Consider the following 20,181-nt stretch of genomic DNA (forward strand, 5'->3'; position numbering starts at 1 on the left):
CGGCGGCGAAAGCTCGAGCAACGGCACTCGGTAGGCCCGGTCACTGGTGGGCGCAGGAGCAGGCTCGATGGCGGCTGCGGGGCCCGGCTGAGCCAGGCTGTAGCCATGGTCGCGCGGCGCCGCGAACGGCACCATCAGACCGCGGTTCAGCCAGCTCATGCCTTGGTATAGGTCAGGGCAGACAGCTGCCGGCGCCGCTCAGAGCCAGCGCCACGCAGCTCAGCAGCTGCTCGGCGGCGAAGGGTTTGCACAGCAGACAGACCGCGCCACTGGCGCCGGCGCGGGCGAGCAGTTCGCGCTCGGTGCGGGCGGTCATGAGGATGATTCGCGCGGCGGCATCGCCGGCCAGCAGCCGGTCGGTCAGGTCGATACCGCTCATGCCGGGCATCTGGATATCGCTGACCACGCAGGCGAAGCGCGCGGCGTCGCCGGCCAGGAAGTCCTCGGCGCTGGCGAACAGTTCGGTGCGATAACCCTCGGAGCGCAGCAGGCTGGCGGTGGCCAGGCGCACCGATTCGTCGTCGTCGATGATGGAAATCAGCGGAGCTTCGGACACAGGCTCATCCCGGCAGGCCAACGCGGCGGAGGGTCGCGTGTCAGTTGCGTGCAGCTTGGCGCGAACCTGACGGTTTGCAAATCATACGGAAGTTCATGTGCGCGCCGTGCCGTCGCGTTCCAGCTGCAGCACACCGGCCATCTTCACCAGCTCGGCCAGCGAACGCGCCTGCATCTTCTGCATAGCATGGCCACGGTGGATCTTCACGGTGATCTCGCTCAGGCCCAGCTCGGCCGCCACCTGCTTGTTCAGCTTGCCGGTGGTTACCAGCGCCATCACCTGGCGCTCGCGCGGGCTGAGGCTGGCGAAGCGTTCGTGCACGCCGGCCACGTCGCGGTTCTGGGCGCGGCGCTGGCGGTCACGGTCCAGGGCGGTGGCCACCGCGTCGAGCATGTCCTGGTCGCGAAAAGGCTTGGTCAGGAAGTCCACGGCGCCGGCCTTCATGCTGCGCACCGACATGGAGATATCACCATGGCCGGTCATGAACACCACCGGGATGGGGTTCTTCAGCTCCAGCAGCTCGCTCTGGAAATCCAGGCCGCTACGCCCCGGCAGGCGCACGTCGAGCACCAGGCAGGCGGGCTGTTCGGGCAGTTCTGCATCGAGGAACTCCTGAGCCGAGCCGTATTGCCGGGTGGCCAGGCCGACCGAGCGGAACAGGCTGTCCAGCGCGGCGCGCAGGGACGCATCGTCATCGACTATGTGGACCAGCCCCACGGCTTCCGGCATCGCGCCCTCCTCGCTCGACGACCCCGACGGCAGGGTCGCCGTGGATTCTAGCCGCGATGCACGCGCAGCGTCTGCGCCACCCATACCAACGTATGAGCGCAGCACACCACGCCGTCCGGGCACGGCGCGACGATCTGCCGCTCGGCTCATACCTAGATATGCCCGGCACGCCCCTTCGTAGAATGGTGGCGCCAGTGCCGGCCTTCTTATAGTCCGCAGCACGGGCCGGCAGTGTGGCCCACGACGGCATCCCACCGTGCAGTAGCCTCAGGCAGACGGCGACGCCCATGCGGTTCACCTGCTGGAGGTCTGACCATGGCCAACCCGCTATCCACCCTGGGCATTGTGCACACTGCCCTCAGCCTGGTGCCGGTGCTCGCCGGCCTCTACGCCTTCGCCCGCCACGGCCGTATTCCGCCCCACGGCGCGCTGGGCAACAGCTACTGGTACGGCATGCTCGGCTCGGTACTGACCGCCTTCGGCCTGTCCAGCACCGGTGGCTTCAACAGCGGCCACGCCATCGGCATCCTCGCCGTGGCGGTCATCCTGCTCGCCCGCCAGGCCATGCGCCTGCAGCGCCTGGGCAATGCTCGTGCCTACCTGGAAACCGCCTGCATGAGCTTCAGCTTCCTGCTGCTGATGATCCCTGGGCTCAACGAATCCCTGTCGCGCCTGCCGCCGTCCGCACCCATCGGCAACGGCCCCGATTCCCCTGAGGTGAAGCTGGCCATCCTGGCCGCGCTGCTCCTCTTCCTGGTCGGCCTCGGCTACCAGTGCCTGCGCCTGCGCGCGCGGCACGCCGGGCTGGGCCAACCGCAGTGCAACCATCCATAAAGGAGCATCCCGCATGAGCACCATCACTACCCGCGACGGCGTCGAGATCTACTACAAGGACTGGGGCAGCGGTCAGCCCATTCTGTTCAGCCACGGCTGGCCGCTGAATGGCGACAGCTGGGAGTCGCAGATGCTGTTCCTGGCCAACCACGGCTACCGCGTCATCGCCCACGACCGCCGCGGCCACGGGCGCTCCAGCCAGCCGTGGGACGGCAACGACATGGACCACTACGCCGACGACCTGGCCGAGCTGATCGAGACCCTCGACCTGCATGACGCGGTCCTGTTCGGCTTCTCCACCGGCGGCGGCGAAGTGGCGCGCTACATCGGCCGCCACGGCACCAAGCGGGTGGCCAAGCTTGGCCTGATCTCCGCCGTACCGCCGCTGATGCTGAAGACCGAAAGCAACCCGGACGGCCTGCCCATCGAGGTATTCGACGGCATCCGCGCCGGCTCCATCGCCGATCGCTCGCAGCTGTACAAGGACATCGCCGGCGGCCCGTTCTACGGCTACAACCGCCCGGGCGCCAAGCCGTCCCAGGGCATCATCGATGCCTTCTGGATGCAGGGCATGATGGCCGGACACAAGAGCGCCTACGACTGCATCGCCGCCTTCTCCGCCACCGACTTCCGCGACGACCTGAAGAAGTTCGACGTGCCGACCCTGGTGCTGCATGGCGACGACGACCAGATCGTGCCGATCGGCGCCGCCGCCCTGGCCTCGGCCAAGCTGATCGCCGACGCCAAGCTGGTGGTCTACCCCGGCGCGCCCCACGGCCTGGCCGACACCCACAAGGACCAGCTCAACGCCGACCTGCTGGCATTCCTGCGCAGCTGAGTGCTCATGCGCCCGCCGAATCCCCGGCGGGCCACAACGAAAAGGAGAACGCAATGAGCGGCAAGCAAGCATTGATCGTGGTGGACATCCAGAACGACTACTTCCCCGGCGGGCTGTGGACCCTGAGCAAGGTCGAAGCAGCTGCCGCCAAGGCGGCCCAGGTCATCGCAGCGTTCCGCGAACGGGGCGACCTGGTGGTGCATATCCGCCACGAGTTCACCAGTCAGGACGCGCCCTTCTTCCGCCCGCACAGCGAGGGCGCGCAGCTGCACCCGAGCGTGATCAACAAAGCGGGCGAACCGGTGGTGCTCAAGCACTACATCAACTCGTTCCGTGAAACCGAGCTGAAGCAGGTGCTCGACGATCACGGCGTGAGCGAGGTGGTTGTGGTCGGCAACATGAGCCACATGTGCGTGGACGGCATCACCCGCGCCGCCGTCGACTTCGGCTACCGAACCACCGTGCTGCACGACGCCTGCGCCACCCTCGACCTGGAGTTCAACGGCGTGAAGGTGCCGGCCGAGCAGGTGCATGCGGCCTTCATGGCCGCGCTGAGCTTCGGCTATGCGCCGGTCATCTCCACCGCCGAGTACCTCGGCCAGGCCAGAAACGCTGCATGAGAAGCCGCAGCTGAGCGGACCGCGGGCAAGTCATCGGGTTGATCCTAGGCTTGCCCGCCATCGCACCGTGTTCCAGCCGTCATTGCCATTCGAAGGAGCAAACAATGAAGAAGCTCACTACCGCCGCCGGCACCCCCGTCGTCGACAACCAGAATATCCAGACCTCCGGCCCGCGCGGCCCGGCGCTGCTGCAGGACGTGTGGTTCCTGGAGAAGCTCGCCCACTTCGACCGCGAGGTGATCCCCGAGCGGCGCATGCACGCCAAGGGCTCGGGCGCCTACGGCACCTTCACGGTCACCCACGACATCAGCCGCTACACCCGCGCGGCGCTGTTCTCCCAAGTGGGCAAGCAGACAGAGATCTTCGTGCGCTTCTCCACCGTCGCCGGCGAGCGCGGCGCGGCGGATGCCGAGCGCGATATCCGCGGCTTCGCCATCAAGTTCTACACCGAGCAGGGCAACTGGGACCTGGTGGGCAACAACACGCCGGTGTTCTTCCTGCGCGACCCGCTCAAGTTCCCCGACCTTAACCACGCGGTGAAGCGCGACCCGCGCACCGGCATGCGCAGCGCGCAGAACAACTGGGACTTCTGGACCAACCTGCCGGAGGCGCTGCACCAGGTCACCATCGTCATGAGCGACCGCGGCGTGCCCGACGGCTATCGGCACATGCACGGCTTCGGCAGCCACACCTTCAGCTTCATCAACGCCGCCAACCAGCGGCACTGGGTCAAGTTCACCTGGAAGACCCAGCAGGGCATCCGCAACCTAAGCGACGCCGAGGCCGGGCAAGTGGTGGCCGGTGACCGCGAGAGCAGCCAGCGCGACCTCTACGACAACATCGAGCAGGGCAACTTCCCGCGCTGGACCTTTTACGTGCAGGTGATGCCGGAGCAGGACGCCGCCACATACGGCATCAACCCCTTCGACCTGACCAAGGTCTGGCCGCACAAGGACTACCCGCTGATCGAGGTCGGCCAGCTGGAGCTCAACCGCAACCCGGAGAACGTCTTCGCCGAGGTCGAACAGGCCGCGTTCAACCCGGCCAACGTGGTGCCCGGCATCGGCTTCTCGCCGGACAAGATGCTGCAGGGACGGCTGTTCTCCTACGGCGACGCGCAGCGCTACCGGCTCGGCGTCAACCACACGCACATACCGGTCAACACGCCGCGCTGTCCGTTCCACAGCTACCACCGCGACGGCCAGATGCGCGTCGACGGCAACCAGGGCGCGCGCCTGGCCTACGAGCCGAACAGCTTCGGCGAATGGGCCGAGCAGCCGGAGTACGCCGAGCCACCGCTGAGCCTGGAGGGCGCTGCCGACCACTGGAACCACCGCGTCGACGAGGATTACTACTCGCAGCCGCGCGCCCTGTTCCAGCTGATGTCGCCGGCCCAGCAGCAGGCGCTGTTCGACAACACCGCGCGGGCTATCCGGGGAGCCAGCCAGGAAGTCATCGAGCGGCACATCGGCAACTGCAGCAAGGCCGACCCGGCCTATGGCGCCGGCGTGCGCGAGGCTATCGTTCGCCTGCACCAGTAAGCCCCGGAGCCGGGCGGCTTCGGCCGCCCGGCACGCCGCTGCCGCCGCCCGCTGGGCGGTGCACGCCTTAGACTAAAGTCTTACAAGACGGCCCTCTGCCAACCGCTACGCTTAGATGTTGCGGTGTGGCGCACACGCCATGCCCAGGCGATCGATCTGTCGGCATTGGCCAGTGGCGCCGGCGCGGGAGGAGCAAATGCAAGGGCACGACTACGGCGCCTCGGCCGAGCTCGACGAGGCCCGCACAACAACGGACGCCATGCTCGGCGTGGACCTGCTGGAGCTGGTCGACGAGAGCATCTTCCTGCGCGACCTGAGCGGCCGCATCCGCTACTGGAACAAGGCCTCCGAGGAACTCTACGGCTGGAGCAGCGCCGAGGCGCTCGGCCAGCCGGCCCATGAGCTGCTGCGCTGCCAGCACACCGAAGCATTGACCTGCCTGAACCAGAAGGTGCTCGACGACGGCCGCTGGAGTGGCGAGCTGAGCCGACGCAGCGCCGATGGCCGCGAACTGCTGATCGAGACGCGCTGGTCACTGCGCCGCGACGCCAGCGGCGCGCCCCAGGCCATCGTCGAGAGCGGCCGCGACATCACCGCACGCAAGGCCACGGATCTGGTCCTGGCGGAGAGTGAGTACCGCTACCGCAACCTGTTCCAAGCCATGGCCGCGTCGTTCTGGGAGCTCGACTTCACCGCCGTCGGCGCCATGGTGCGCAGCCTGTTCAAGAGCGGCATCACCGACCTGCGCACGCACTTCCGCCAGCACCCCGAGCTGGTGCGCGAGATGATGCGCGCCACCCGCGTGCTCGACGTCAACGAGCAGACCGTGCACCTGTTCGGTCGCGGCACCAAGGCCGAGCTGCTGACCACGGTGGAACCGTTCTGGCCGCAAGCCAGCTCCACGGTATTCGCCGAAAGCATCATCGCCGCCGTGACCAAGGCGCCCAGCTACGTCAAGGAAACCCGCCTGCGCACCATCGACGGCAAAGAATTCGATGTGCTGTTCACCGCCTCCTTCCCGCCGGAGAACATGCAGAAAGGCATCCTCATGGTCGGCGTCATCGATCTCTCCGCGCGCAACCAGGCCTACGCCGCCCTGGAGCAGAGCGAGTCCCGTTACCGCAACCTGTTCGAGGTGATGGCGGTGTCGTTCTGGCAGCTCGACTCCAGCGGCACCAACCGCCTGTTCGCCGAGCTGCGCGAACAGGGAGTGAGCGACCTACCCGCCTATATCGACCAGCACCCCGAGTTCGTCCGCCGGGCCATGGACGCGACCCTGGCCATCGACGTCAACCAGCGCACCCTGGAGCTGTACGGCGCCCGCGAGCGCGGCGAGATGCTCGGCTCGGTCAGCCGCTTCTGGATACCGGGGCACGACGAGGCCTTCCGCCACAGCCTGGAAGCCGCCTGGCGCCGCGAGCCCGGCTACCTGGCGGAAACCAAGACGCGCACCCTGGATGGCCGCGAGCTGGACGTGCTGTTCTTCGTCACCGCGCCGCCGGAGATGCGCGAGCGCGGCATGGTGCTGGTGGGCAACATCGACATCAGCGAACTGGTGGCCTCGCGCAACGCCCTGCAGCGCATGCAGTCCGACCTGACCCATGCCGCGCGCATCTCCATGCTCGGCGAGCTGACCGCCTCCATCGCCCATGAGGTAAACCAGCCACTGGCGGCCATCGCCACCTATGGCGAGGCCGGCCTGCGCTGGCTGGGCCGCCCACAACCGGACCTCGACGAAGTGCGCGACCTGACCCAGCGCATGGTCGGCGACGCCCGCCGCGCCGCCGAGATCATCGCGCGCATCCGCGGCATGGCGCGCCAGCAGAGCCCGGAGCCGCAGATGCTGTCGCTCAATGCGCTGGCCAAGGAGGCGGCCGCCTTCCTGCGCCATGAGCTGCAGAGCCAGGGCGTGACCCTGCGCCTGGACCTGGAGACCGGTCTGCCGCGCCTGCGTGGCGACCGTACCCTGCTGCAACAGGTGCTGGTCAACCTGCTGGTCAACGCCCTGCAGGCCATGGCCCAGGCCGAGTGCGCCCTGCGCAGCATCGTGCTGACGACGCGGCGCCTGGACGAGCAGCTGCAACTGCGGGTGGAAGACAGCGGGCCGGGCATCGCCGCCGAGCACGTCGAGCGCCTGTTCGACAGCTTCTTCACCACCAAGCGCAACGGCATGGGCATGGGCCTGCCGATCTGCCGCAGCATCGTCGAGAACTGCGGCGGCAGCATCGAGGCCGAAGCGCGCCCCGCCGGCCAGGGCGCCTGCTTCGTCATCCGCCTACCGCTGCCGAGCACCTGAGGCAATTTGCCACGAGGCTGCCGAGGATGAATCTTCTTAGAGTGAACACAGAAGATTGATCTTGGAGCCGTGCACATGGATAGCGAAGGCTGTGTTCTCTCCCGGGATTACCGGCGGATCCACCAGGAAGCGACGGTACTGGCCGGCGCACTCACCGATCTGGGCCAGCGCGCCTCGGTCTACCACCACTTGTACGAGGACTCCGGCGGGCGCAGCGTGTTCCCGCTGATCGCCGCCCACGGCGCGCTGTGGGGCGCCGGCTACTTCGCCCTGGGCCTGAAGATGGGCGCCCTGCTCTCCGCTCAATTCCTGTTCACCCCGGCAGTGCGCCGCGACAAGCTGCGCCAGCTGCACGCCTTCGCCGATGCCTTCCGCGAGATCAACCGGCAGGTCTGCGTCGAGGCCTACACGGCCTATCACTTCAGCAAGCTGCATGGCTGCACGCCCGGTGCCGAGCGCTACCTGCAGCCGCGCCTGCTGGCCGCACTGAACCGCTGCCACCGCGCCCAGGCGCTGCACGAGCCGCTGCCGCAACCGGCACGCCGCGAGCTGTTCGAGGCGTTCTTCCTGTGGGAGCAGGAGGTCATAGTCGGCCCGGCCGTGGAGCGGGCGCTGGCGGCGCTGGACTGGCCGCTGATCCGCCGCGTGGCGCTGCGCCCGCGCATCCGCTTCGCCTATTTCGCCAGCAGCCGCGACATGGGCTTCGCCGACTTCGCCAGCACGGCCGAGCGCATCGAGAAAGGCCTGCGGGCCTATGAGCTGGCCGAACAGGCCGGGCTGCCGCAGGTGGAGGCCGCGCTGAAACGCTACGGCATCCTGCCGGGCGCCTTCTTCAAGGGTTCCGCCCTGTACTTCCAGGCCATGCGCGAGCGCTTGCACGCCGCGGCGAACCTGTCTTCCAGCTAGACCTGCCGCGCCTCGCAGGCCGGAGCGGCCACTATCGGCTGCCCCGGCTCGCCGAGGAGTTCGTGCCTTCAGCAGCGAGCCCCCGAGTGTCCCGGCATGGCGAGCCGACGCCCACGCCACCCTGCCCCATGGCAAGAAGCATGAACCTTACCGACTGGCGCTCTCACTAACGCATAAGAGCCGGCGATCCGTCGTCTCGTGCAGTGGGTTTTCCGTCCAAGCAAGGATAAAAAAACATGATCACCACACCCGATCTTGCTGCAACTGCCCTGGATGAATCCGCCAATACCTCTGGTGTTTCCTGGGCCGCGATCTTCGCCGGCGCCATCGCCGCGGCGGCGTTGTCGCTGATTCTGATCCTGCTCGGCTTCGGCCTCGGTTTCAGTGCGGTCTCGCCCTGGAGCAACGAAGGCATCAGCGCCGAGGGGTTGGGCATCTCCACGATCATCTGGCTGGCCCTGACCCAGCTGATCGCGGCGGGCATGGGCGGCTACCTCGCCGGTCGCCTGCGCGTGAAGTGGACCGCCCTGCACGGTGACGAGGTGTTCTTCCGCGATACCGCGCATGGCTTCCTGGCCTGGGCCGTGGCGACCCTTCTTACCGCCACCGTGCTGGTGGGCTCGGTGAGCGGCATCGTCGGTGCCGGCGTGCAAGCCAGCGCCCAGGTTGCCTCCGGCGCGGCGCCAACGGCGCTGGCCAGTGCCGAAGAGGAATACGGCTATTACATAGACGGCCTGTTCCGTGACAATCGCCCGGCGCCCAGCGCGGACGATGCGGCCCATGGTGTGGTCGCGCGCATCCTCGCGCGCAACCTGGACAACGACGGCGAGCTCGCCCCCGCCGACCGCGCCTACCTGATCCAGCTGGTCTCGCAACGCACCAACCTGTCGCCCACCGAGGCCCAGGCCCGTGTCGACGAGATCTATGCCCAGGCTCGCGAGAGCGTGGTGCAGGCCAAACAGGCCGCCGATGAAGCCCGCAAGGCGGCCGCGCACGCCACCCTGTGGATGTTCGTCGCACTACTGATCGGCGCCTTCGTCGGCAGCTTCGCCGCCACCCTCGGTGGTCGCAGCCGTGACGCCGTGGTGCTGGTAGTCGACGACTACCGCTCCACCGCCCCGCTTACCTGAAAACAAGGAGAACGGACATGCGCTCACTTCTGCTGTGGTTCCTCGGTGTACCGATCCCGGTGATCATCCTGATCGCCCTGGTGACCTGATCGTCAGCCAGAAAAAAGGCCGCTCCCCTCAATCGGGAAGCGGCCTTTTTCATGGCTAGCGCCGCGCGGCGCCGCCACTCACTCTTCCTGGGCAGCCTTCAGCGCCTCGTAGGCCGGGGCGGCGTAGATGCCGACCTCGACCGCGAGCTCCAGCACCCGCGGCAGGTCGCTGGTGTAGACGAGCACGCACTGCAGCTCGTCATCCAGCGGCTCGCTGAGGTCTACCAGCACGTAGCCGCCCTTTTCCTTGTACAGCGCCGAAAGTTGTACCTGGATGCGGTTCAGCGCCTTGAGCGGCTCGACCTTCTGCAGCTGCTTGGGCTTGATGTTGAAGCTGACCTGCGGGCCGAAGGAATCGATGATCTGCTGCAGCAGCTCCTCGTAGCTGTCCGCCTGGAACAGCACGGTCTCCGGCAGGCTGCCGATCACCACCCACTCGCCCAGCGGAATGGGGAAATCGTCGTCGTAGTTGATGTCCGGATTGGCGGCAAGGAAGGCCTGCGGGTCGGCGTAGGCCTGGGCGGCCTCGTCGGCGATGCGGGCGATCTCCTCGTCGGTCATGCAGCCGGAGCTGATCAGAGTGATGAGTTCGAGGAGCTGGGCTTGCATCGGGCGGTCCTGCAGAGGGTTCGGGGGCGCACAGGATAGCGCGTCACGGCGCGTGCTTCACCGCCAACGGGGTGAGCTGCGCCTCGCCTTTCAGTCGTGGTGTACGTTCAGCTGCGTGAACTGCACCTCGCCCACATCGTCGTCGCCGTCCTCGTCGTCGTCCTGCACGTAGGCGCCGGCCTTGAAGTAGAACGGCACCTCGCGCCAGGCCGCATCCTCCTTGTAGAAGTCATGCTGGATGCGCTCGCCGTTGACCTCCACCGTCAGCACACCGTCCTGCACCTCGATGACATAGGAGAACAGATCGTTGCCCACCGGCGTGGCGAAGACATGGCTGATGTCCTTGTTGCTGCCCTTGGGGTGGCGCTTGATCAGCGACTTGAGCTTGCCCTTCTCCCACTGCAGCTTGATCAGCGGGCGGGCGTCGAAGCCATGGATCTGCCCGACGACGATCTTCTGCGTACTCGGCGCGCGCAGCACCCGGGCGCTTGCCTTGAGCTGGTGGAAGCCGGCGCCGGTCCAGTTGCGATTGTCGTCGGCCGGATCGAGCAGCTCGCGCAGCTCGGCACGTGGATAGTCGGAGTTCTTGGTGGTACCGGCGCCGGCCGGGGCCATAAAGACCATCGCGCCGTTGTCGGCCAGGTGGAAGTAGCGCGAGGCGTAGCCGCCCTTCAGCTCGTCGCTGCGCACCTCGCTAGCCTCATCATCGGGCAGGGTCAGCTTCCAGTGGGTCAGGTCGTAGTTGTCGGCCGGCGACTGATAGTCGCCCGGCTCGTCGTGGCTACAGCCGGCAACCAGCAGCAGGCTGGCCAGGCAGAGTAGTGATCGATGCATTGGTTCGCTCCCAATGGCTATTCAGACGTCCCATACGGACTCTGTGCAGACAGCGCGATCAGTATCCAGGTTTCACATGACGGGCAATCTTCGCCATGGTATCTGGATCGCCACCTCGGCTCGGGGCCCGCGGCACCTGGTCAGCTCATTCATCCGACAAAACTGGTCGGTGGCGGCCAACGGCCATTTGCAGTCTCCTGAGAGGTAGCAACTACGAAGCGGCGCCGATCCGGGCATATTGCCTGACGCTTTCTCCACGTTCACTTAAACTGAATTGCCAAGCACCTGCCGTGTTCCGCGTTGCCCTCGACCAGTGAAATATCTAATGACTGACGATATCCCGCCTGACGGCGGTAGCTCGCACACCCGCTCAAGCGTAGCGCTGACTCGGACTTCCTTTTTCAAGTTCGTCGGCCTGTTGACAGGCATATTTGTACTCGCCGGCTATTTGCTCATCTACCTAGCCCATGACCTGAACCATACGGAAGAGCTCAAGGGCGCCTTTTATACGGAGAAGGCAGTCCAATCGCTGGAAAAGTCGCTGCGCTCGACGGTCAGGGATTACGCGTTCTGGGGCGATGCCTATCGCCACCTGCACCATGAAGTGGACGCCGACTGGGCATATGTGAGGCAGAACATTGGACCAACCCTGTATGGCGACTTTGGCCTGCAAGGTCTATTTGTCGTGAATGACACGGATCACACGGTGTACTCGGTGATCAGGGGTCAATTTCAGTCCACACCGGCATCGAGTTGGCTTGGGCAATCGCTGGCTTCGGTGCTTACCCAAGCGCGCGCTGGAGCGGAGGAAGAAGAGCCCGTCACCACTCTCATCAGCATTGACGGGCAGCCGGCCGTTGTCGCGGCGGCAGCCATCACGCCGGGAACGGATCCGACCGTGCAGCCCGATGGAAGGCAGCCTTCGGTACTCATCTTTGTCCGCGTTCTGGACCCGCCTAGCCTTGAGCAACTAGGCAAGGAGTACGGTATCGCGGGGTTACGCACGGCAACAGCTGTTCAGCACGGTCCTGTTTTTGCCCTGGGAGAGAATGGTGCGGCAGGGAGTTTGCGATGGGATCCGGAAAGGCCGGGCCAGCATTTGTTGGGAGTAGGTTTCTCGCTGCTGGGCATCACCGCGTTGCTGGTGTGCCTGCTCGCCTGGGCGTTGTGGCGCCGCACCGCTGCCAGCGCTCAAGCCTTGGATGCAAGTTATCTGTCGTTGCAACGAAGCCAGGATGCTCTGGCAGTCAGCGAGGCCCGTTTTCGCGACATCGTGGAAATCAGTTCCGACTGGATATGGGAGATCGACAGTCAGTGGCGTTTTACCTACCTGTCCGAGCGGTTCGAGGCGGTCACTGGGCTACCCAGAGACGCCTGGATCGGCACGCCGATCGATGAGTTGATGTCCACGGAGCACGGTCCCCTGTCTCATTGGTTAAGCGTCGCCAGTCGCCGTGTGGAGAACAGCATTCATTGTCGCTATATGGGCAGCAGCGGTCAGGAGCATGTGACCCGCGTTTCAGCGCGCGCGATGCCGGACCAAGGCTTTCGCGGCACAGCAACCGATGTCACCGGGGAAGTCGAAGCGCGGCGACAAATCGAGTTTCTGTCACAGCATGACGCCCTGACCGGGCTTGCAAATCGAACGCGGCTTCAGGAGTTCCTCGACGCCAAACTGAAAGCAGGGCCGACTAGTGAACAACCGCTGGTCATGCTTTGCATGGATCTAGATCGCTTTAAACCAATCAACGATCTGCTCGGCCATGCCGCAGGTGATCAGGTGCTAAACGCGGTGTCCAAGCGCTTGGCCGAGTGCGTTCGAAATGAGGACTTGGTCGCCAGAATAGGTGGTGACGAGTTTGTCCTGATCCTTTCCCAAATCGGCTCGCAAAGTAACGTCGAAGCCCTGTGCCAACGCCTGCTGAGCTCCATCGAGCGGCCCATGGAGATCGACGGACATCAAACTTATGTCAGCGCCAGTATCGGCATCGCCATGGCACCCAACGATGCTCTGGAGTCCAGCGAGCTGCTTCGCTATGCGGACATTGCGCTGTATGAAGCAAAGGTCGGGGGACGTGCCACCTGGCGATTCTATTCAGGCGAGATGAACAACAAGATCATCGAACGACGCCGCCTGGAAACCGACCTGCGTTCCGCGATCGAGCATGGCGAACTACGGCTGTATTACCAACCACGCTACCGGCTCGCCGACGGGCAGATGGTTGGCGCAGAAGCCCTGGTTCGCTGGCAACACCCTGAGCGCGGGCTTGTATCACCGGACACCTTTATCCCAATTGCCGAACAGACTGGGCTAGTCATCCCGTTGAGCAATTGGGTAATCAGTACGGCCTGCCAGCAGGCGACGCAGTGGCCTGCGGATCTGTTCCTCTCGATCAATCTATCCACCATTGAGTTCAAAGGCGGGAATCTGGTCGAGCGGATCGAGAAGGCACTGGTCGATTCGCGCATTAGGCCTTCCCGAGTGGAGCTGGAGATTACCGAAAGCGTCATGCTCGAAGACGCCGCAGGCGCGCTGGCGCAGATGCACGCACTCAAGGCGCTCGGCGTTCGCCTGGCGATGGACGACTTCGGAACAGGGTATTCGTCGCTGAGTTATCTGCGCACCTTTCCCTTCGATGGTTTGAAAATTGACCGAAGCTTCCTCAGTCGAATGGAGGGGGTTGAGGAAGACAAAGCGATCATCCTCGCCATCGTGGATATGGGGCGCACCTTGTCGCTCACCGTTACTGCGGAAGGCATTGAAACTGCCGAACAGCTCGACATGCTTAAAGCAATCTCATGCGATGAAGGGCAAGGCTACTTCCTGAGCAAGCCGCTTGATGTCGAGGCCTTTACGGAATTGCTAAGTGCAACGCCTGTAAAAGGCTGAGAGGAACGGCGTTGCGCGCATGCAACCGAGACCACATCAGTAACCACCAGTTGCTATAAGCTGCGCGGCTCACTAACACCAGGTAAACAAGCTCCCGGCTTTCTGCGTTCTCTAATCTGCAGCGACAGTCTTCTTTCGGCCAAAATCGGACACTGACAGCCCTTCTTTGTCCAAGAAGCTCGGCTATGGCCTCTATTCCGGCAGCCTGATATGCCGAGAGGAAACCTGCCTAGGCTGCGCCACAGACCAAGGAGGTGTTCCTTCTCTACCACGCGACCGTAGGAACGCAGGAGCAGGCCAAGACTCACATGTACGGCACCGTTCATTAGCGGCGTATAGTTTTGCTCACCTATTGAGAGAATCGAAAATGCATAACTCATCGATACCGCGCCAGAATCACCTGCTGGCGGCTCTCTCAAGCGACGTGCAGGAGCGCTTGCTCCCTCACCTGGAGCATGTTTCTCTGCCTTTGGGGAAAGTGCTCTATGAGTCCGGCGACACCATGCGCCATGTCTACTTTCCTACCGACTCGATCATCTCGCTGCTCTACGTGATGGAAAGCGGCGCATCGGCGGAAATATCGGTGGTCGGCAACGAGGGGCTGGTCGGCATAGCTCTGTTCATGGGCGGTGAAAGCACCCCCAGCCGAGCCATCGTGCAAAGTGGCGGCTCCGCCTATCGGTTGCCAGGTCAGCGCCTCAAGGATGAATTCAATCGGCATGGCGAATTGCTGGTACTGATGCTCCGTTATACCCAGGCGTTGATTACCCAGATGTCGCAGACCGCAGTGTGCAATCGCCACCACTCGATCGATCAGCAGCTATGCCGCTGGCTGCTACTGTCACTGGACCGCCTGCCTGGCAACCAGCTGACCATGACCCAGGAGCTGATCGCCAATATGCTCGGCGTGCGTCGCGAAGGTGTAACCGAGGCGGCCGGCAAGCTGCAGCGCCAGGGGGTGATCGAGTACAGCCGCGGGCATATCACCGTGCTCGACCGACACAAGCTCGAACAACTGAGCTGCGAGTGCTACGCCGTGGTAAAAAAGGAAACCGACCGTCTGCTGCCATATGTCCTGCGCAACACCGATATAGAGCACACCTGATGGCCTCATGGCACAGGCAAGAGGATAAAGGCGTCGCACCGTGCTGTAGCGAACAGAGCCGTGCGGCGCACTGGAGCAGACTGCGACAGCGGGATCGCCAGGCACCTTTCCCTCGCCCCGTCGGCTCGCTCCGTGCTGCTGGACATCATCATGCCGGCTCCCAATCCGCCGCCCATCGTCAATCTTCTGCTGAATAACCTGCCCCACAAGGAGCAACGGCGAGTCCTGTTGCACTGCGAGCCGGTGGAGCTGGTCTTCGGGACCATCCTCTGCGAGACCACTCAGCCCTTCCGCTACCTTTACTTCCCTGTCCGCAGCTTCATTTCCCTCGTCACTACTCTGGAACAGCATCGTCCCTTAGAGCTGGGTCTGATCGGCAACGAGGGCATGCTGGGCGCTACTCTGTCCCTGGGCATTGCGGCCGCTCCGAGTCGCGCCGTGGTGCAAGGCAGCGGCAGCGCGCTGCGCATCAGCGCCACGAACCTGCGTCGGGTACTGCGCGATTGTCCGAAACTGCAGCGCACCCTGCAGCGCTATCTCTATGTAACGCTGACCCAGCTAACGCAGAACGCCGCCTGTGGACACTTCCACGAACTCGAGCCACGCCTGGCCCGATGGCTGCTGATGACCCATGACCGGGCCCATGCGGATCACTTCTACCTGACCCATGAATACCTGGCGGAGATGCTGGGGGTACGCCGCAGTGGCGTCACCACTGCCGCCGGTGCGCTGCAGCTGCGCCGATTAATTCACTACAGCCGCGGGCAGATCACCATCCTTGACCGCAGCGGCCTGGAAGCCGCCGCCTGTGAGTGTTACGCCGCGCTCAACGAAGGCTACGCACGGCTGCTTGAGGCACCGCGCCCAGCTATAACCTAGCCTCTGACTCCGACGCCGCGTTCACCGGCATCCCGCATTTTCTCGCCTGCAACAACACGGTGAATGGCTCGCTCGCCACGCCATGGCTGAACAGGTAGCCCTGCCCCTCCTGGCACAGCTCGCCCTGGAGAAAGGCCAGCTGCGTATCGTTTTCCACGCCTTCGGCGACGACCTGATAGCTGAGGCTGGCGCACATGGCGATCACTGCGCTGACGATGGCACCATCGCCGGCACCGATGGAGTGCACGAAGGACTTGTCGATCTTCAGCACATCGATAGGAAATTTCAGCAGGTAGCTCAGGCTGGAGTAACCGGTACCGAAATCATCCATGGCGAGTTGCACCCCGATATCCTTGAGCTGGCGCAGGATCTCGGCGCTGGAATCGGCATCGCGCATCAGTACGCTTTCCGTGATTTCCAGCTGCAGACAGGCTGGCGGCAACCCGCTCTCGTCGAGAATGGCCTGCACACCGGCGACGAAGTCCGGATGACGAAATTCCAGCGCGCAGAAATTCACCGATATTGTGGGCAGCTCAAACCCCTTCTCCCGCCAGCACGCAGCCTGCAGACAAGCCTCGCGCAGCACCCAGCGACCAATCGGCACGATCAAACCGCACTCCTCGGCAATGGCCACGAAGCGCTCCGGCAGGGTCACTCCCCATTGCGGGTGCAGCCAGCGCAACAGCGCCTCGGCACCAGTGATGACGCCTGTTGCCAGGTTGACCTTGGGCTGGTAATGCAGCATGAACTCACGGCGATCCAGGGCCTGCCACAGGTTGCTTTCGATGACCTGCCGCTCCACGGCGCGCACGTTCATCGCATGCTTGAAGAACTGGTAGTTATTCCGCCCCACCTCCTTGGCGTGGTACATCGCGGTATCCGCGTTCTTCAGCAACCCCTCGGCACTGTCGGCATCTGCCGGGTAAACGCTGATGCCGATGCTGCAGGTCATGTGCAGCTCGTGCTGGTCGATGGAGTACGGAGCAGACAGCGCCGCGATGATCTTGTGCGCGATGACGCTGGCATCCTGCATGTCACGCCCCTCCGCCAGAAGTACCACGAACTCGTCCCCACCATTGCGGCTCACCGTATCGGTGCTACGCACGCAGGCCGATAGCCGCTGCGCCACTATTTGCAACAGCTGATCCCCCGCCGCATGGCCGAGGGAGTCATTGATGTGCTTGAAGTGATCCAGATCGAGGAACATCAGTGCAATGGCATTGCCACTGCGCTCCGCCAGGCTGATCGCCTGGGCGATACGGTCGCTCAACAGCACGCGGTTGGGCAGCCGGGTGAGGGGGTCGTGCTGGGCCAGATAGGCCATACGCATAGCCATGGCACGCGCCTCGGACACATCGTGGAACACCACCACGGCCCCGCTGATCTGGCCGCCGGGGTCGAGAATCGGCGCGGCGGAATCCTCAATCGCCACGTTGCTGCCATCGCGCCGCACCAGCATGCTCCCGGCCGTCATCCCCATCGGCTGCTTCTGCTCGAGCACCAGGCGCACCGGGTTGACGGCAGCCGCAGCCGTTTCGCCATCGACCATGTACATCACCTGGTCGATGGGCTGGCCATGAGCGTCGTCACGCGGCCAGCCGGTCATGTTTTCCGCCGCCGTATTCAGGTAGTCGACATTGCCCTGCAGATCCGTACCGATAACGGCATCGCTGATCGAGTTGAGGGTGAGTTCCGCACGGACCTTCTCAACGCCGAAATGCGTCTCCATCGTCTGGCGCTGAATGATGTGGCTAAGCGACTGCGCCACCAGGTAACTGGCGAACAATCCCTTCAACAGATACCCCTGGGCGCCGCATTCCAGCGCCTGCAGCGCCAGGGTCTCGTCCTCCGGCACGCACAGGGTCATGATCGGCACCTTTGGTGCCACCGCAAATAGTTTCTTGAAGGTATCGATCCCCTGGCTGTCGGGTAGCGCCAGATCGAGCAACACCGCATCGATGCCGCCCTCCTGCACGCGCCCCAATGCAGCGGACAATGTCTTGACCTGCTCGCTGTTGAAGGGGCCATCCGCCGCTTCGCCGAGCATGCCCAGCAGCCCACGGCAATCGACGGCATCCGCGGTGACAATCAGTATCCGGTAGGTCATCACCCGTCTCCGTTGAGTACTGTTAGGTGTGAGGTGGTACGGAGAAGCACCTCGCCGCGCAAGCGAACTCATGGCTGTCCCGGTTCGCCTTCATCCTCATCCGCAGTCGATTCCAGATGGATGTATTGCCGCTCGTCCGCCGGATTGCGTACGGGTGGTTGGTCGATCTCGGGTTGCCGCGGGATCTGTGGTTCGTGGATCTCGTTGGGCAACGGCGCGTACTCGGGAACGCGTTCCGTCGATTCGATATCGCTGCCCGGAGCATCCGGCTCGATTGGCTTGTTCATGCTGACCTCCAATGCAGACCCTCTCTCACACTGAAGGCGGAGCTCGGGCAGGTAGACCATGACAGCCATGTCCGAGTCTGTCCGTACGCTAACGCACATAGGTGGTAGAGCCTTCGGAGCAGGCCCGCAGGCGTTACCGTCGGTGGTTCGCTAGCGTACAGACCGGCGTCCGACAGCCGCACAGAATGGTGGCAACCAGGGCAGCCAGCAGATCGCGCCATGCACGGAATGACAGAGTCACATCTAGTCAGCCACATCAATGCACAGTGCCATCCGCTGCTGCGCTACCTGCACAAGTTGAGCGGCGTGCACTACTCCGCCACCTATGAGCCCCCCTTCGGCTACGAACTCAACCCACTGCACGGTCGCAGCCGACACGCCACCGTGGAGGAGCTGGCTAATGCCGAGGTCTGGCAGCTGCTGCCGTAGGCGAACCGAGCGAAGAGCCTGGCGCTTCTGCGCCGGGCTTGTGCACGCAGCTGCAACCCCCGCACGTCATCATCTCAGGAGGTATTGCTATGAGCAGTTTCAGCATCGAAGGTTGGCGCAAAGCCAATGGGGCAGACAGATCCACGCCGATGGAACATATCGACTTCTATCTGAACGGCGTCGACCACCTGCACTTGGAACAGGCAGAGGAATACCTGCAGAAGAGCCACCAGCGCGAGACCACGGTCGATGTCGATCTGGGGACACTGAACCTTAGCTTGCCGGACGAATGCGGAGCGCTGGGGGACTGCAATCTGCGGGTCTATCTGCGACCAGACGATCAGCGTGGCCAGTTCCATCTGGTCGGTCACCTGCTCAGCGATGGCAGCCTGATCTATAGCAACGCGATTCTGATCGACCAGCTGATGTAGCCGTAACCAGCCCTCCATGCCTGCCTGGCCGGAGATCCCTGAAGCATGTGCAAACGGATCGCCACGCCAGCCGTTCTAGCGGCGGCGTGATGATCCCGCAGCAATGCGCTGCGTTAAAACACCAGTTCCTTGGACTGCACGCTCCTCACGCCACGTACGTTCTGCGCCAGCTCGATGGCTAGGTCGTGCTCGGCGCCGTTGCTGACCCTGCCCCTGAGGCTGACGATGCCCTTGTTGGTGGTCACATCGATGGCCGAGCCAGACACGTTGCTGGAGTAGAGCAGAGTCGATTTGACCTTGGTGGTGATCCAGCTGTCGGAGAGATCGGCGCCCGCTTCGTCGGCCATACTCTTGCCGTTTTCAGTGACCGTCGGCTGCAGGGCATTGACCTTGATCTGGTTGTCCACCGCGACCACTCCCTGGGTGTTCATTGCCATACGGCCAGCGAGATCACGCTCGGCGGCACTCTGCGCCGTGCCGCGCAGGGTCACCCGACCGTACTTGGTATCCACATTGGTGGACATGCCGTCGGTGTTCTTGCCCCACATCAGCTTCGACTTGATCTTCGCGGTGATGCCGGCGTCATCGATGGTGTCGCCAAAGCTGCGCTCGGCGCCGGGTTTGGCCGGCTGGTAGTCGGCGTTGACGACAATCCGGTTATCGACTTCGGTGATGCCTTGGACGCCCAGGGCAATCTCCCTGGCCAGATCCTTGTTGACCTCTTCGGCGACATTGCCGGTCAAGGTGGCCTTGCCGTTTTCCACCGAGACCTTGAGGTCGTTGGCGCGCAGATACGGACTCAGCGCATAGGTGGTCCAGATCTGGGTTTCCTGGCGGGCATTGGTGACCTCCTGTGCTTCCGTAGCAGCAATGGCTCCGCCACTGGCGGTGCTGGCGGCAAGGGCAATGGCGGAAGCCAGGCACAAGATGCGCGATTGTTTTTTCATGGTGACCTCTGAAGAGCCACAGCACACACGATTGCGTGATTGCGGGTAGAGGACATTGGCAGGCGCTGCGCCGCTCGTCGGTGCGCTAGCGCGCATAGAGCCGATAGACCTGCCGGGCTATGTG

General features: G+C 64.0%; 19 protein-coding genes. 12 read left to right on the forward strand and 7 right to left on the reverse strand.

All coding sequences use genetic code 11. From position 1 onward, the window contains the following. Positions 1-172: 172 nt before the first annotated feature. Entirely contained in the window at positions 173-556 is a 384-nt protein-coding gene (locus IB232_RS06905) for a response regulator transcription factor (protein ID WP_192397779.1), read from the reverse strand. Between the two features lie 93 nt (positions 557-649). Beyond that, the gene (locus IB232_RS06910; protein ID WP_192397780.1) at positions 650-1,285 is read right to left on the reverse strand and encodes a response regulator transcription factor; all 636 of its coding nucleotides are present in this window, start codon (positions 1,283-1,285) and stop codon (positions 650-652) included. 315 nt (positions 1,286-1,600) lie between these two features. Between IB232_RS06910 and IB232_RS06915 the strand changes: the two genes are divergently transcribed. From IB232_RS06915 to IB232_RS06945, 7 genes are all read left to right on the forward strand, one after another. Then, positions 1,601-2,119, forward strand: coding sequence for a hypothetical protein (locus IB232_RS06915; protein WP_192397781.1), 519 nt, complete (start codon positions 1,601-1,603; stop codon positions 2,117-2,119). Positions 2,120-2,132: 13 nt separating this feature from the next. Further along, on the forward strand, positions 2,133-2,957 hold the full coding sequence (locus IB232_RS06920) for an alpha/beta fold hydrolase (RefSeq protein WP_192397782.1): 825 nt from the start codon (positions 2,133-2,135) through the stop codon (positions 2,955-2,957). A 53-nt stretch (positions 2,958-3,010) separates the two neighbouring features. Continuing rightward, positions 3,011-3,577 (forward strand): cysteine hydrolase family protein, encoded by a 567-nt coding sequence (locus IB232_RS06925; RefSeq protein WP_192397783.1) that lies wholly within the window; start codon positions 3,011-3,013, stop codon positions 3,575-3,577. 104 nt (positions 3,578-3,681) lie between these two features. Continuing rightward, the gene (locus tag IB232_RS06930; protein WP_192397784.1) at positions 3,682-5,118 is read left to right on the forward strand and encodes a catalase; all 1,437 of its coding nucleotides are present in this window, start codon (positions 3,682-3,684) and stop codon (positions 5,116-5,118) included. Between the two features lie 196 nt (positions 5,119-5,314). Continuing rightward, complete coding sequence (locus IB232_RS06935) at positions 5,315-7,414, forward strand: PAS domain S-box protein (protein WP_192397785.1); 2,100 nt, start codon at positions 5,315-5,317, stop codon at positions 7,412-7,414. A 75-nt stretch (positions 7,415-7,489) separates the two neighbouring features. After that, positions 7,490-8,320, forward strand: coding sequence for a hypothetical protein (locus IB232_RS06940; RefSeq protein WP_192397786.1), 831 nt, complete (start codon positions 7,490-7,492; stop codon positions 8,318-8,320). Between the two features lie 236 nt (positions 8,321-8,556). Beyond that, the gene (locus IB232_RS06945) at positions 8,557-9,450 is read left to right on the forward strand and encodes a hypothetical protein (protein ID WP_192397787.1); all 894 of its coding nucleotides are present in this window, start codon (positions 8,557-8,559) and stop codon (positions 9,448-9,450) included. Between the two features lie 167 nt (positions 9,451-9,617). Here IB232_RS06945 and IB232_RS06950 read toward each other — a convergent pair whose 3' ends face one another. Next, positions 9,618-10,148, reverse strand: a complete 531-nt coding sequence (locus IB232_RS06950; RefSeq protein WP_137971293.1) for a hypothetical protein — start codon at positions 10,146-10,148, stop codon at positions 9,618-9,620. 90 nt (positions 10,149-10,238) lie between these two features. Further along, a complete protein-coding gene (locus IB232_RS06955) occupies positions 10,239-10,982 on the reverse strand; it encodes a polysaccharide lyase family 7 protein (RefSeq protein WP_192397788.1) in 744 nt (247 codons plus the stop codon). 325 nt (positions 10,983-11,307) lie between these two features. Between IB232_RS06955 and IB232_RS06960 the strand changes: the two genes are divergently transcribed. The 3 genes from IB232_RS06960 to IB232_RS06970 all read left to right on the forward strand — a co-directional run bounded on the left by IB232_RS06960 (position 11,308) and on the right by IB232_RS06970 (position 15,856). Then, positions 11,308-13,872, forward strand: coding sequence for an EAL domain-containing protein (locus IB232_RS06960; protein ID WP_192397789.1), 2,565 nt, complete (start codon positions 11,308-11,310; stop codon positions 13,870-13,872). 367 nt (positions 13,873-14,239) lie between these two features. Then, positions 14,240-14,977: a Crp/Fnr family transcriptional regulator gene (locus IB232_RS06965; protein WP_192397790.1), complete on the forward strand. Its 738-nt coding sequence runs from the start codon at positions 14,240-14,242 to the stop codon at positions 14,975-14,977. Between the two features lie 150 nt (positions 14,978-15,127). Next, positions 15,128-15,856, forward strand: a complete 729-nt coding sequence (locus IB232_RS06970; protein ID WP_192397791.1) for a Crp/Fnr family transcriptional regulator — start codon at positions 15,128-15,130, stop codon at positions 15,854-15,856. Here IB232_RS06970 and IB232_RS06975 read toward each other — a convergent pair. Continuing rightward, positions 15,846-17,963, reverse strand: coding sequence for an EAL domain-containing protein (locus IB232_RS06975; protein WP_192397792.1), 2,118 nt, complete (start codon positions 17,961-17,963; stop codon positions 15,846-15,848). The genes IB232_RS06970 and IB232_RS06975 overlap by 11 nt on opposite strands. A gap of 68 nt (positions 17,964-18,031) precedes the next feature. Further along, a complete protein-coding gene (locus IB232_RS06980) occupies positions 18,032-18,250 on the reverse strand; it encodes a hypothetical protein (protein ID WP_192397793.1) in 219 nt (72 codons plus the stop codon). Between the two features lie 219 nt (positions 18,251-18,469). Here IB232_RS06980 and IB232_RS06985 point away from each other — a divergent pair, with 219 nt between their 5' ends. Both IB232_RS06985 and IB232_RS06990 read left to right on the forward strand, forming a co-directional pair. Beyond that, positions 18,470-18,679, forward strand: a complete 210-nt coding sequence (locus IB232_RS06985) for a hypothetical protein (protein WP_225592161.1) — start codon at positions 18,470-18,472, stop codon at positions 18,677-18,679. Positions 18,680-18,768: 89 nt separating this feature from the next. After that, entirely contained in the window at positions 18,769-19,110 is a 342-nt protein-coding gene (locus tag IB232_RS06990) for a hypothetical protein (RefSeq protein WP_192397794.1), read from the forward strand. A gap of 113 nt (positions 19,111-19,223) precedes the next feature. On the opposite strand, the gene IB232_RS06995 is transcribed toward IB232_RS06990, so the two are convergent. Next, on the reverse strand, positions 19,224-20,057 hold the full coding sequence (locus IB232_RS06995) for a BON domain-containing protein (RefSeq protein WP_192397795.1): 834 nt from the start codon (positions 20,055-20,057) through the stop codon (positions 19,224-19,226). Positions 20,058-20,181: the final 124 nt, after the last annotated feature.

This window comes from Pseudomonas sp. PDM15, from assembly GCF_014851565.1.
Lineage (GTDB): Bacteria > Pseudomonadota > Gammaproteobacteria > Pseudomonadales > Pseudomonadaceae > Aquipseudomonas.